At 64.7% G+C, this 13231-nt stretch carries 14 protein-coding genes and 1 tRNA gene; 13 read left to right on the plus strand and 2 right to left on the minus strand.

Annotated elements, in window-relative coordinates:
* Positions 1-385: hypothetical protein (locus tag AC3WUM_RS13265; protein ID WP_492410800.1), on the plus strand; the 385-nt coding region annotated here is incomplete at its 5' end.
* Positions 386-489: 104 nt separating this feature from the next.
* Here the strand turns inward: AC3WUM_RS13265 and AC3WUM_RS13270 are convergent.
* Positions 490-565 (minus strand) — tRNA-Glu (locus AC3WUM_RS13270).
* Positions 566-650: 85 nt separating this feature from the next.
* On the opposite strand from AC3WUM_RS13270, the gene pcnB reads away from it, so the two are divergent.
* The 9 genes from pcnB (at position 651) to AC3WUM_RS13315 (ending at position 8712) form a co-directional block, all read left to right on the plus strand.
* A complete protein-coding gene (gene pcnB, locus AC3WUM_RS13275) occupies positions 651-2012 on the plus strand; it encodes a polynucleotide adenylyltransferase PcnB (protein ID WP_492410801.1) in 1362 nt (453 codons plus the stop codon).
* 35 nt (positions 2013-2047) lie between these two features.
* Positions 2048-2530, plus strand: coding sequence for a 2-amino-4-hydroxy-6-hydroxymethyldihydropteridine diphosphokinase (gene folK, locus AC3WUM_RS13280; protein WP_492410802.1), 483 nt, complete (start codon positions 2048-2050; stop codon positions 2528-2530).
* A 66-nt stretch (positions 2531-2596) separates the two neighbouring features.
* A complete protein-coding gene (gene panB, locus AC3WUM_RS13285) occupies positions 2597-3415 on the plus strand; it encodes a 3-methyl-2-oxobutanoate hydroxymethyltransferase (protein WP_492410803.1) in 819 nt (272 codons plus the stop codon).
* Positions 3412-4263 (plus strand): pantoate--beta-alanine ligase, encoded by an 852-nt coding sequence (gene panC / locus AC3WUM_RS13290; protein WP_492410804.1) that lies wholly within the window; start codon positions 3412-3414, stop codon positions 4261-4263. The genes panB and panC overlap by 4 nt, the downstream gene beginning before the upstream one ends.
* Positions 4264-4521: 258 nt before the next feature.
* Complete coding sequence (panD, locus tag AC3WUM_RS13295) at positions 4522-4902, plus strand: aspartate 1-decarboxylase (protein WP_040455684.1); 381 nt, start codon at positions 4522-4524, stop codon at positions 4900-4902.
* 35 nt (positions 4903-4937) lie between these two features.
* Complete coding sequence (locus AC3WUM_RS13300) at positions 4938-5552, plus strand: TIGR02466 family protein (protein ID WP_492410805.1); 615 nt, start codon at positions 4938-4940, stop codon at positions 5550-5552.
* Positions 5553-5599: 47 nt separating this feature from the next.
* Positions 5600-7222, plus strand: coding sequence for a glucose-6-phosphate isomerase (gene pgi / locus AC3WUM_RS13305; RefSeq protein ID WP_492410806.1), 1623 nt, complete (start codon positions 5600-5602; stop codon positions 7220-7222).
* Positions 7223-7302: 80 nt separating this feature from the next.
* Complete coding sequence (locus tag AC3WUM_RS13310; RefSeq protein ID WP_492410807.1) at positions 7303-7689, plus strand: PA2779 family protein; 387 nt, start codon at positions 7303-7305, stop codon at positions 7687-7689.
* Positions 7690-7767: 78 nt separating this feature from the next.
* On the plus strand, positions 7768-8712 hold the full coding sequence (locus AC3WUM_RS13315; protein WP_492410808.1) for a PA2778 family cysteine peptidase: 945 nt from the start codon (positions 7768-7770) through the stop codon (positions 8710-8712).
* Here AC3WUM_RS13315 and queG read toward each other — a convergent pair.
* The gene (gene queG / locus AC3WUM_RS13320) at positions 8709-9785 is read right to left on the minus strand and encodes a tRNA epoxyqueuosine(34) reductase QueG (RefSeq protein WP_492410809.1); all 1077 of its coding nucleotides are present in this window, start codon (positions 9783-9785) and stop codon (positions 8709-8711) included. The genes AC3WUM_RS13315 and queG overlap by 4 nt on opposite strands.
* On the opposite strand from queG, the gene AC3WUM_RS13325 reads away from it, so the two are divergent.
* The 3 genes from AC3WUM_RS13325 to AC3WUM_RS13335 all read left to right on the plus strand — a co-directional run bounded on the left by AC3WUM_RS13325 (position 9784) and on the right by AC3WUM_RS13335 (position 13211).
* Entirely contained in the window at positions 9784-11319 is a 1536-nt protein-coding gene (locus tag AC3WUM_RS13325) for an NAD(P)H-hydrate dehydratase (protein WP_492410810.1), read from the plus strand. The two genes, queG and AC3WUM_RS13325, sit on opposite strands and share 2 nt — an antisense overlap.
* On the plus strand, positions 11319-11813 hold the full coding sequence (tsaE, locus tag AC3WUM_RS13330; RefSeq protein WP_492410811.1) for a tRNA (adenosine(37)-N6)-threonylcarbamoyltransferase complex ATPase subunit type 1 TsaE: 495 nt from the start codon (positions 11319-11321) through the stop codon (positions 11811-11813). Before AC3WUM_RS13325 ends, tsaE begins: the two co-directional genes overlap by 1 nt.
* 96 nt (positions 11814-11909) lie before the next feature.
* On the plus strand, positions 11910-13211 hold the full coding sequence (locus tag AC3WUM_RS13335) for an N-acetylmuramoyl-L-alanine amidase (RefSeq protein WP_492410812.1): 1302 nt from the start codon (positions 11910-11912) through the stop codon (positions 13209-13211).
* Positions 13212-13231: the final 20 nt, after the last annotated feature.

A 13231-nucleotide genomic window follows, 5' to 3' on the forward strand; every position in this document is an offset into this window, starting at 1 on the left:
CTCAGCGCCGATGATAGTGTGGCTAGACCATGCGAGAGTAGGTCACTGCCAGGCTCTTAATCCAAACCCCCTCCGGGTTCCCCGGTGGGGGTTTCTTCTTTTGCGCCTCAGTTTCGTGGTCGATAACAGATGCAGTTGCCTGCATACTGGATCGGACGAAATCCCGCTTTCAATTCTCCGAGCGGAATTGCGCATCGCTGCATCCCACGCCCTGATCGTCGCGTATACGACTGCACCGACCAGACGAGACGTTCAGATGTTATTGCTCACAGGCAATTTGATGCGATTGGTACTTTCGCCTGAGGGCGAAGATATTCGCCTAGGACTCGCAGGATTCCTCGGGGGGCTTGCGATGGCCTTCTTCATCGGCTTGGAACTGCTCTGAGCCCAACGCCAAGAACGCTCGGACAATGAGCGCTTGTTTTGTCGATCGAGTTCTTAGTGATAAGCGCTGAGTAACGCGCCTGACAGCCATCCGCAGACGTGGGATGGCGCTCCTACCGGGATTCGAACCCGGGTTTAAGCCTTGAGAGGGCTCCGTCCTAGGCCTCTAGACGATAGGAGCACAGCTGAGAGTCGCGTATTATACGGATACCTAGACGCCATTCAACGCGCCTCCCTAAAGTATTTCTGCAACGGATTTTGTTCGCTTGACCTTGCCCAGACGCATTCTCCGCGCCGAGCATCCGGTGTCCCGCTCGATGATTTCCAGCGGCACTCTCAAGACGCTCTACACACTCAAGGACGCTGGCTACGAAGCCTATATGGTGGGTGGCGGCGTGCGTGATCTGCTTGCCGGCATCGAACCCAAGGACTTCGATGTCGCAACGAACGCCCATCCCGAACAGGTCAAGCCGCTGTTCCGCTCGTGCCGCCTCGTTGGTCGTCGCTTCGTGATTTGCCACGTGCGCTTTGGCGACGAGATCGTCGAAACGACGACGTTCCGCGGTCCGATAACCGATTTGCACAAGCGCGACGAAACGGGTCGCATTCTGTCGGACAACGAATACGGCACGCTCGAGCAGGACGCGCTTCGCCGCGACTTCACGATCAACGCGCTGTATTACGACATCCGCGATTTCTCGATCGTCGATTTCACGAGCGGCATCGAGGATATGAAGCAGGGCGTGATTCGCCTGATCGGCGATCCCGAGCTGCGTTACCGCGAGGACCCGGTGCGGATGCTGCGCGCCATTCGTATCGCGAACAAACTTCGCTTCCGCATCGATGAAGCGACTGCGGCGCCGATCGCACGTCTGGCTCCGTTGCTCAAGGAAATCCCGGCGGCACGTCTGTTCGACGAAGTACTCAAGCTGCTGCTTTCGCGCGAAGCCGAAGACAATCTGTATGGCTTGCGCGTCTATGGACTATTTCGCCAGTTGTTCCCGGCGCTCGATCGGTTGCTGAGCCAGCCGGACAAGCTCAAGTTCGTCAACGCCGCGCTGCGCAACACCGCAGATCGTATCGACAAGGATCTGCCGGTCAGCCCCGCGTTCTTGTATGCGTCTTTGCTGTGGCCCGCGGTTGAAGCGCGAGCCAAGGAGATTCGACTCGAACAGGCGTGCGAATCCGTGCCTGCGATTCAGCAGGCTGGAGACGAAATCATCGCGCGCACGATCGCTTGCGTTGCGATACCCAAGCGTTTTTCGTTGCCGATGCGCGATATCTGGGATTTGCAGCCGCGCTTCGAGCAGACCACGTCGAATCGCGCTCGGCGCCTGATGACGCATCCGAAGTTTCGGGCGGCGTACGATTTCCTGCTCGTTCGCGCCGAGAGCTCCGGCGATGCGGCACTCAAAGAGCTCGCGCACTGGTGGACCGAGGCGCAGAAAGGCGGCGATCTGCCGCCGGTGCCGGCGGAAGAGGCGATCGAAGCGGCGAGTGACGGTAGCGCCATGCCGGAGCGCAAGAAGCGCCGTCGCCGTGGCGGCCGCAATCGGCGCTCGGGCACTTCGAATGGCGAGCACGCCGACTCCACGTCCGGAGCCGACATGGCGCCGGATGCAGGCTGATCGCCAGCGGCATCGCGAAGACAGCGGATCGGGTCATGCCCAAGGCATACATCGGGCTCGGCAGTAATCTCGACGATCCGGCGCGGCAGGTCTTGTCTGCTCTGCAGGCGATTTCGACGCTGGACGGCGTGAGGCTGCTGCAGCGTTCCAGGCTGTATCGCACGCCGCCGATGGGCCCGGCCGATCAGCCCGATTACTGCAACGCGGTTTGCGTCGCCGATATTCAGATCGAACCCGGTGAACTCATGCAGTCGCTGCTCGCGATCGAACTGCAGGCGGGACGGGTGCGCGGCCTTCAGCACTGGGGGCCGCGACGCATCGATCTCGATTTGCTGCACGTCGACGGTGTCGAACTCGATACACCCAAGCTCAAGCTGCCGCATCCGGGTATCGCCAAGCGCAACTTCGTCGTCGTTCCGCTGGCCGAAGTCGCGCCGGATCTCGTGATTCCGGGACTCGGCCGCATCGCGCAGGCCGCACGCGATATCGACACGGCCGATCTCACGGATTGGAACTGAGGATTTGAATTAGCTCTGCGGGCGTCTTTGCTATAGTCGCCGCGCCAAAACTACCGCGTGCGCACCATGGAGCCGATCAAGCCCGTCAACATCGCCGAATTGCGCGCCATGCGGGCCCGCAACGAGAAGATCGCCTCGCTGACGTGCTACGACGCGAGCTTCGCTTTGATCGAAGATCGCGCCGGCGTCGACATGATTCTGATCGGCGATTCACTCGGCATGGTCATGCACGGCGGCAACACGACGACACCGGTCACGGTGAGCGATATCGTGTATCACTCGCGCTGTGTCGCTCCGCATCTGAAGCGCGCGTTTCTCGTCGCGGACCTGCCGTTTCTTTCATATGCGACGCTCGATCGCGCACTCGATTCGTCGATGCGGCTCATGCAGGAAGGCGGCGCCAAGATGGTCAAGCTCGAGGGCGGTCGCGAGCAGGCGAGCATCGTCGAGTATCTCGCCGTGCGCGGCGTTCCGGTGTGTGCGCATCTGGGTTTGCAGCCGCAGTTCGTGCACAAGATGGGCGCGTTCAAAGTGCAGGGACGCGACGACGCCGCAGCCGAAGCGATGATCCACGATGCGCACGTACTCGCCGAAGCCGGCGCCGACCTGTTGCTGCTCGAATGCATTCCGGCCGAACTCGGACGCCGCATCACCGAAGCCAGCCCGGTGCCGGTCATCGGCATTGGCGCCGGCGCGAACGTCGACGGCCAGATTCTGGTGCTGCAGGACATCCTGAACATTTCGCCGCTGGTCACCCTGGGCCGCCGGCCGCGCTTCGTGAAGAACTACATGCAGGGCGGCGTCGACATCGAGGGCGCGATCCGCCATTACGTCGGTGAAGTGAAGAGCGCCGCCTATCCGGCACCGGAGCATTGCTTCGGATGAAGACGGTTCACACCGTTGCGGAGCTGCGTCGCGAGATCGCGCAGTGGCGCAGGAACGGCGAGCGCCTGGCCTTCGTGCCGACGATGGGCAACCTGCATGCGGGTCATCTCGAACTCGTCGCACGCGCGCGCAGCGAAGCCGATCGCGTCGTCGCGAGCGTGTTCGTGAATCCGCTGCAGTTCGGTCCCAACGAAGATTTCGATCGCTATCCACGCACGCTGCCGGACGATCGCATCAAGCTCGAAGCCGCCGGCTGCGATCTGCTGTTCGCCCCGAGCGTCGATGAAATGTATCCGCACGGCCGCAACGGCATTGCACGAGTCAGCGTGCCGGGACTCTCCGAAATGCTGGAAGGGCAGTTCCGCCCGGGCTTTTTCGAAGGCGTGGCGACCGTCGTGAGCATCCTGTTCCATCAGGTGCAGCCCGATGTCGCCGTGTTCGGTCGCAAGGACTATCAGCAGTATCTCGTCGTGCGACGCATGGCGGCCGAGCTGCACATGCCGATCACCGTGCTGGCCAATCCGACGCAGCGCGAGCCGGACGGCCTGGCGATGTCGTCGCGCAATCAGTACCTGAGCGGCGACGAGCGCAAGCTGGCGCCCGGTCTTTATCGCGCGCTCAGCGCGGTCGCTCAGCGGCTGCGTTCGGGCGAGCGCGATTTCGAGGCATTGGAGCGTGAAGCCAGCGGCGTGCTCGATCGCCAGGGCTTCAGGACGCAGTATCTGGTCATCCGCGATCCCGAGAGCCTGGGCCCGGCCAAGCCGGACGGCGCCGGCTGGGTGGTGCTCGTCGCCGCCTACCTGGGCCGGACCCGACTCATCGATAACCTGGAAGTGCCTGCTGCATAAGCGCTTTTTGCCTGCGCTCCGGGGGCGGCATGTCGATATGACCGAATGGTTGCCGATCGGGGTCGCGATGGTTAAACTCGCGCGCATCCGACACGCTAGAGTTCCTTTTCGTACATAAGAGGCCGTACGAGGAACCCACGGTTAATGTCAGAACGGGTGTCTGTCTTTTTGGGCCGCCCGCCTTTGCCGAAAACTTGATGTCCGGGTGCATGTCTTGGTGGGCCACCCGGAATCGCTAGCCAGTTGGACTATCCAGCCATGCAACTGACCATGCTCAAGTGCAAGCTCCATCGTGCGCGTGTTACGCATGCCGAGCTTGATTACGACGGTTCCTGCGCCATCGATTCCCGTCTGCTCGATCTCGCCGGCATCCTCGAATTCGAACAGATCCAGATCTACAACATCAACAACGGCGAACGATTCACCACCTACGCCATTCGCGCCGAAGCCGGCTCCGGCATCATCTCGGTCAATGGCGCCGCCGCCCACAAGGCCCGCGTCGGTGACCGCGTGATCATTTGCGCCTACTCCGAAATGGAAGAAGGCGCCGCCCGCGCGTTCAAGCCGCGCCTGGTCTACTGCGACGAAACCAACCGCGTCGTTCGCACCGCCAACACCATTCCGGTCCAAGCGGCTTGAAGCGAGCTTCCGCCGGCCCGAGAGTTTCTCGGGCCGTGCAGCCCTGGTTCCCCACCCTGATCTACAGCGCCCCGCTGGCCGCCGCCGGCGGGGTTTCGACGTTGAATCGCGAGCTGCTGCGCGAAGTCTCGCAGCTTCGCGAGTTCGATCAGGCCGGGCAGAAGTGGTCGCTCAGGAATTATCCGGGCGGCTACACGAGCTACGGCTCGCTCGATCGCCTGCATCAGTTTTCGTCGACCTTCGATGACCTGCGTCGCCGAATCGATCGTCACGTGCAGCGCTATGCGCGCGAGCTGCGCTGGGATCTGCGCGGAAGTGCGCTGACGATGAGCGATTGCTGGCTCAACGTGATGCCGCGCGGCACCGCTCATTCGTTCCATCTGCACCCTCAGTCGGTCGTCAGCGGAACGTACTACCTCAAGGTTCCGAAAGGGGCGCCTGGGCTCAAGTTCGAAGATCCGCGGCTTGCGCACATGATGGCCGCACCGGGTCGTCTGCCGGATGCAGGGCCCCAGCATCGCTCCCACATCGAATATCCGGCCGCCGCCGGCCAGCTGATCCTGTTTGAAAGCTGGCTGCGCCACGAAGTGGCCACGAATCTCGCGGCGTCCGAGCGAATCAGCGTCAGTTTCAATTACCACTGGGGTTGATTGGCCGCTAAGCTTGGGTTCGATCTCCAAGCACTCTGATAGGCCCCATGCACTCGCCCATTTCCAGTCCAGCGTGGTCCGAACTGGCTCTGCTCGCCGACGCTGCCCGTTCCCGCTCGCTGTCGTCCCTGTTCGCGGCCGATCCGAATCGCGCAAAGGCCCTGGTGATCGAGGCCTGCGGACTGTACTTCGACTATTCGAAGCAGCCGGTCGATCAGGCCATCGTCGATGCACTGCTGGCCCTGGCGAACGAGCGCGACGTCTCCGGCTGGATCGCGCGCATGTTCGCGGGCGAGCACATCAATCACACCGAGAATCGCGCGGTTCTGCATACGGCGCTGCGCGCTCCGCGCTCGGAGGCGCTCGTCGTCGATGGTCAGAACGTGAGCGCCGACGTGCACCGCGTGCTCGATCGCATGGCGGCTTTCGCGGAGTCGGTGCGCGAAGGCAGCTATCGCAGCGCGACCGGCGAAACCTTCACCGATGTCGTCAACATCGGCATCGGCGGCTCCGACCTCGGGCCGCGCATGGTCAACGAGACGCTGATCGATTTCACCGACGGCCCGAATATCCACTACGTCGCCAACGTCGATGGAGCCCAGCTTGAAGCCGTGCTCAAGACGCTGGAGCCGGCGCAAACGCTGTTCATCGTGACATCGAAGACGTTCACGACGCTCGAGACGATGGCCAATGCGAATGCGGCCAAGCGCTGGCTCACGGTGGCGCTCGGCGACAGCGCGGTGGCGCATCACTTCGTCGCGGTGTCGACCAATACCGCCGAAGTGCGTCGCTTCGGTATTTCGGCCGATTGCACCTTCGAATTCTGGGATTGGGTCGGCGGCCGTTATTCGGTGTGGTCCGCGGTCGGTCTCGCGCTCATGATCGCGCTCGGGCCGGAACGTTTCCGCGCCTGGCTCAATGGCGCGAATGCGATGGATCGCCACTTCCGCGATACACCGCTGCAGTCGAACCTGCCCGTGATGATGGCGCTGATCGCGGTCTGGAATCGCAACTTTCTCGGCACCGCGACGCAGGTCGTCGCCGCCTATGCGCAGAAGCTCGAGCGCTTCGTGGCTTGGCTGCAGCAGCTCGAGATGGAATCGAACGGCAAGAGCGTGCATCGCGACGGCAGCGCCTTGCAGGCTCACAGCACGCCCGCGCTCTGGGGTGATGTCGGAACCAACGGCCAGCATGCGTTCTTCCAGATGCTGCACCAGGGCAGCGAAGTGCATCCGGTCGATTTCATCCTGCCCGTGCTCGGCACCCATCCGTGGCCCGAGCAGCAGCGCATGCTCGTCGCGAACTGCCTTGCGCAGAGCGCGGCGCTCATGCGCGGCAAGACTGCCGATGAAGTGCGCCAGGAGTTGCAGGGCCAGTTCGCAGGCGAGGCGCTCGAAGCGGCCATTCCGCATCGCGTGTTCCCGGGCAATCGTCCGAGTAGCACGCTGCTGATGCCGCAGATCGATCCGTATCACCTCGGCGCCTTGATGGCGCTCTACGAACATCGCACCTTCGTGCTGGCCATCCTGTGGGACATCAACGCCTTCGATCAGTGGGGCGTGGAGCTCGGCAAGAAGCTCGCGCAAACGGTCATGAAGGCGATGGATGGGCAGGCCGTCGAGCTCGATCCGTCCACGGCCGAGCTGCTCAGAAAGGTCTCGGCATACTGAGCCGGGAGGCTGTCTGAATCCGTTCAGGTTCCGGCGGTAGCATCGCGGGGTGTCATCCATACTTTTACAAGGGAGCCTCCATGCGTAGACAAAAAACTTTCCTGAGTGGCCTGCTGGTGGCCGCGATGCTGTCGGTGACCTCCTGGATGCCGGCGCATGCGGCGATGGTGACGACCGAGCAGATGGTGTCGGTGCAGACCGAGCAGACGCGTGATGCGCAGCTCGCGCAGGTTCAGGGCTTTCTCGCTCGCGCCGACGTCAAGCAGCAGCTCGAGGCACTCGGCGTGGCGTCCGAGCTCGCCGACCAGCGCGTCGCGGCCCTGAGCGATGCCGAGCTGCAGCAGCTGTCGAAGACCATCGGCGAGCAGCCGGCCGGCGGCGACGTGATCGTGGTGCTCGGCGTGATTTTCGTCGTGCTGATCGTGCTCGAGCTGCTCGGCGTGACGCACGTGTTCTCGCGCTTCTGACGCTTGCAAGCTTTGCTGACTCGCAGTGAAGCCGAACGGCGGGCCGCAAGGTCCGCCGTTTCGTTTGCGCGGCTCCTGGTGCTGGCGCTGCTCTCGTCGCTGAGCGCCTGCGCGCTGCCGTCCTTGCAAAAGGCGCAGCTCAAGCCGGTGGTCGCGCAGCCGGTCATGGAGCTCACGCAAACGCCGTTTTTCCCGCAGGAAATCCATCAATGCGGCCCCGCAGCGCTCGCGACCGTGCTCAACGCCGATGGCGTTGCGGTCACGCCCGAAGCGCTCGCCGATCAGGTCTACATTCCGGGCCGAGAAGGCAGCTTGCAGGCCGAGTTGATTTCGGCGAGCCGGCGCAACGGGCGCATGGCGGTGCGGCTCGCGCCGTCGACCGAAACGCTGCTGCAGACCATCGCCGATGGCCGGCCGGTGCTGATGCTGCAGAACCTCGGACTCAAGTCGATGCCGGCCTGGCATTACGCAGTGCTGATCGGCTGGAACGGCCCTAAAAACGAGCTGATCCTGCGATCGGGACGAGAGCAGCGGCAGCGCCTTTCGCCGGCGCGCTTCCTGCAGACCTGGGAGCTCGCGGATCGCTGGGCCGTGGTGATCGCCGATCCTTCGCAGCCTCCGCCCGCGACGGTCACGTCGGCCGACTGGATCGCGGCGGCTGCGCCGTTCGAATCGATCGGCCAGATCGCGCGTGCCGAGCAGGCTTATGCATCAGCGACGCAACGCTGGCCGCAGGAGCCGCTCGGTTGGACCGCACTCGCGAATGCGCGTTATGCGCAGCAGAATCTCGAAGGCGCCGAGCAGGCGCTCGAAGCGGCGGTCGCGATCAAGCCCGAGGCGGCGGCGCTCAACAATCTCGCGCAAGTGCGGATCGAGCGCGGCTGCGGCGCCGCTGCGCTCGCGGCGCTCGATCGCATCGAATCGATACCAGCGGCGCTGCAATCCGCGATCGACGATACGCGCGCGCAGGCGCGCAAGCTCGGTGCGGATCGCAAGGACCATTGCAGCGCTGCTGCGCCTTAGCTCACCTCGGCGTCCCGCAGCTGGCGATCGAGCGCCCAGCGCACATGCTCGCGCACGGTTTCGTCTTCGTCGTCGAGGCGCGCACGCAGCGAGGTGACGGCAGCTTCGCTACGCGGAGCATTTCCAAGCGCGATCGCGAGATTGCGTTTCCATCGCGAATAACCCGCACGCCGCAAGGCCATGCCTTCGGTCTTCCGCAGCCACTCGTGTTCGCTCCAGGCGAACAGCTCGACGAGCTTGGGGGCGTCGAGCCCGTTGCGCGCCGCGAAATCGGGCTCCTCGCTAATGCGCGCGTAGCGGTTCCACGGACACACGAGCTGGCAGTCGTCGCAGCCGAAGATGCGATTGCCCATCAGCGGCCGCAGTTCTTCGGGAATGCTGCCGTGATGCTCGATCGTCAGATACGAAATGCAGCGCCGCGCGTCGAGTTGCCGAGGTCCGATGAAGGCCTGTGTCGGGCAGATCTTGAGACAGGCGCTGCAGCGTCCGCAGCGGTCTTCCGCCTCGCCTCGCGTGGAAACTGGCAGCGGTAGATCGGTGTAGATCTCGCCGAGAAAAAACAGCGAGCCGGCCTCGGCGTTGAGCACCAGCGTGTTCTTGCCGATCCAGCCGAGGCCCGCGTTGCGCGCGAGCGCTTTCTCGAAGGCTGGCGCGCTGTCGGTCAGCACGCGATAGCCGTGCGGCCCGATGTCGGCTTCGATGCGGCGGCCTAGCCTGAGCAGGCGCGCGCGCATGGTGCGGTGATAATCGCGGCCCAATGCATAGCGCGCGATGTACGCGGCCTCGCCGTCTTCGAGCACGCTGCGTGGATCGATGCCGGGCGGTTTGTAATCCATGCGCAGGCTGATCACGCTGAGCGTACCGGGACGCAGCTTCGCAGGATCGGCGCGCAGCTGAGCATCGCGGCCCATGTAGGCCATGCCGCCGTTGCGGCCCTCGGCGACCCAGCGCTGCAGATGCGCGAGGTCTTCGTCGAGCTGCAGATGCGCGACCTCCGCATCGGCGAAGCCGAGTTCGAGCGCCCACTGCCGGATGCGGGCGACGAAGTCGGTCGGGATGGCGGCGGCTATCATGGTTGCAGACGAGGCGACGACGAAGGGTTCAAGCAAGGTGATGGCGGTGCGCGATCTTCCATTGTATTCGGCGGCGCAAACGCGCGAGCTCGATCGCCGGGCGATCAAAGGCCTGCCGATCGCGGGCTACGCGCTCATGTGCCGCGCGGCGGCTGCGGCCTGGGACGAGTTGCGCTGGCGGCGCCCGAACGTGCGGCGCATCGACATCGTCTGCGGGCCCGGCAACAACGGCGGTGACGGCTACGTGCTCGCGCGTCTGGCGCAGGCCGATGGCGCCTGCGTGCGCGTCTGGTCGCTCGGCCAGCCGCAGGCCGGAACCGAAGCCGCGCAGGCGTTCGGCGATTGGTCTGCGGCCGGCTCGACGCAGCCCTACGAGCGAGGCTGCCTGCGCGAGGCGACCGTCGTCGTCGACGCGATCTACGGCACTGGCTTGTCGCGTGCGCCATCCGGACTCGCGGCCGAGGCCATCGAAGAAATTCGCGCCTTGTCGGGCCGAGCCTTCGTGCTCGCGATCGATCTTCCGAGCGGACTGTCGGCCGATACCGGGCAGCCGCTCGGGGCCGTCGTCAAGGCCGATCTGAGCGTGAGCTTCATCGGCCGCAAGCTTGGGCTCTACACCGGCGCCGGGCCGGAGCTTTGCGGCGAGAAAGTGTTCTGCGATCTCGGCGTGCCGCATGACGCAGGCGTCGAGCCGCTCGCCACGCTGCTCGACGCATCCTCGCTCGCGATGCGCCTGCCGAAGCGGGCGCGCACAGCGCACAAGGGCAGTTCGGGTTTCGTCACGCTGGCCGGCGGCGACGAAGGTTTTACCGGCGCGATCCTGATGGCGACGCGTTCCGCGCTGCGCGCGGGAGCCGGCATGGTGACCGTGGCGACGCGCGGCACCCATGCGGCCGTGCTCGCGGCGGCGCAGCCTGAAGCGATGTTCCGGCCGACCGCATCGGCCGACGACTTCGTCGCCCGCATCGACAAGGCCAAGGTCGTCGCGATCGGCCCGGGACTCGGCCAGGGCGATTGGGGCAGGGCGCTCTGGCGCGCCGCGCTGCGCAGCGACAAGCCGCTGGTCGTCGACGCCGACGCGCTGAACCTGCTCGCCGCCGAACCGCAGTCCTGCGATCGCCGCGCCGCGCCATGGATACTGACGCCGCATCCGGGCGAAGCCTCGCGACTGCTCGGCTGCATGGTCGCCGAAGTCGAGGCCGACCGCATCGCTGCGGTGCGTGAACTCGCGCGGCGCTACGGCGGAACCGTGGTGCTCAAGGGCGCCGGAACGCTGGTGTGCGGGCAGCGGCTCGTGGTCTGTCCTTACGGCAATCCGGGCATGGCCGTCGGCGGCATGGGCGACGTGCTCACGGGCATCATCGCGGCCTTCGTCGCGCAAGGGCTCGAACTCGAGGCGGCCGCGCAAACCGGCGTGATGGTGCATGCGCTCGCCGGCGATGCCGCCGCCGAGGTGGGCGAGCGCGGCCTGTTGCCGAGCGACCTGATCGAGCGGCTGCGGCCGATCGTCAATCCGAAGCCGGAGGCGAACTGATGGCCGGGCATCGTCTGGATTTGCGGCTGCACCTGGCCGATTCCGCGGCCTCCGAAGCCTTCGGTGCGCGGCTCGCAGCGGCTTTGCGCGAGGCGGATGGCGGCGTGATCTACCTGATCGGCACGCTCGGCGCCGGCAAGACCACGATCGCACGGGCGCTGTTGCGCCATCTCGGCGTCACCGGCGCGATCAAGAGCCCGACCTACACGCTCATGGAGCCCTACGAGGTCGCCGGCCGCCGGCTGCTGCACATGGATTTCTATCGCATCGAGGCGGCCGACCTCGAGCAGCTCGGGCTCGACGATTACCCCACCGACAGCACGCTCTGGCTCGTCGAATGGCCCGAGAAAGTCGCCGGCGCGCTGCCGCCGGCCGATCTCGAACTGCATCTGATGGCCGAAGCCGAAGGCCGCAGCCTGCTTCTCAAGGCGCCCGACAACGCGAAAAAGTGGGTCGATACGCTGTCAGCTGCGATTCATCGAGACTCCACCTGAGAAATGTCGTGTATCTGACTGGTTCTTAAGGATAAGAATCTTGCTTTGAATAAAAACTCAGGCTATCTTCGCCACCATCTGTAGGCGGGGTCTGCCATGCGCGCTCTCATTCTGGGTTTTCTGGTCCTGTGTTCGTTCTGCGCGAGCGCGACGGATCTGCGCGACCTGCGCGTCTGGGATGGGCCCGAAAGCACCCGCGTGGTGTTCGATCTCAGCGGCGCCACGAGCCACAAGGTTTTCACGCTCTCGAACCCCGATCGCATCGTCATCGACATCGCCGGCATCGGCGAATCGGGCATCAAGGTCGCCAACAAGGCCACCGGCAGGGGCGTGGTCAAGACGGTCCGTTCGGGCCCGCGCGATGGCGCCTTGCGCGTAGTGCTCGACGTCTCCGAGCCGGTGACCCCCAAGAGCTTCGCGATGGCGCCGACGGAGCAGTACGGCGATCGCCTGATCGTCGATCTCTACGGCCGCACGCCGACGCTCGATGAACTCGTCGAGGCCACCGCCGGCACGAAAGCCGAGACCAAGGCCGAGGCTAAAGCCGAGATCCGGGTCGAGGCCGATCCGAAGTCCGAGCCGAAGCTCAAGGTCGCGCCGACGATCAAGTTCGCCGAGAAGCCCATCATCATCGCGGTCGACGCCGGCCACGGTGGCGAAGATCCGGGCGCGATCAGCAAGCGTGGCTTGCAGGAAAAGGATGTCGCCCTGTCGATCGCGCGCAAGCTCGCCGCGCAGATCAATGCGCAGCCCGGCATGAAGGCCGTGCTGACGCGCGACGGCGATTACTACATCGGCTTGCGCGAGCGCACGGTCAAGGCACGCAAAGCCCAGGCCGACATGTTCGTGTCGGTGCACTGCAATGCGTACAAGGACACGAGCCTGCGCGGTAGCGCGGTGTACGTGCTGTCGAATCGCGGCGCGACCAGCGAACACGCGCGCTGGCTCGCGCACAAGGAGAACTCGGCCGATCTGGTCGGCGGCCTCGAACTCGGCGGGCGTGACAACGAACTCGCCGCGGTGCTGATCGACCTGTCGCAGGCCTCGTCGATGGAGGCGAGCTTCGACGTCGGCGCCCGGTTGCTCAAGTCGCTCGGCGGCATCAACACGCTGCAGAAGGCCGAGGTGCAGCAGGCCGGCTTCATGGTGCTCAAGTCGCCGGACATTCCGTCGGTGCTCGTCGAAACCGCTTTCATCACCAACGAGCAGGACGAGAAGCTGCTGCGCGACCGCGCCTATCACGACAAGATCGCGCGCTCGCTGCTTGAAGGCATCCAGGGCTATTTCAAGAGCTATCGCCCGCAGCAGCAGATCGTCGAGGAGACGCCGCGCCTGCAGAAGGTGAAGACCTCCAGTACCGACGGTTTCGGCGGCGAACAGCTGGCCGCGTTGCGCTAGACAGCTCGCGGCCCAGGCGC

The sequence above is a fragment of the Hydrocarboniphaga sp. FW305-C-57 genome, from assembly GCF_058783045.1.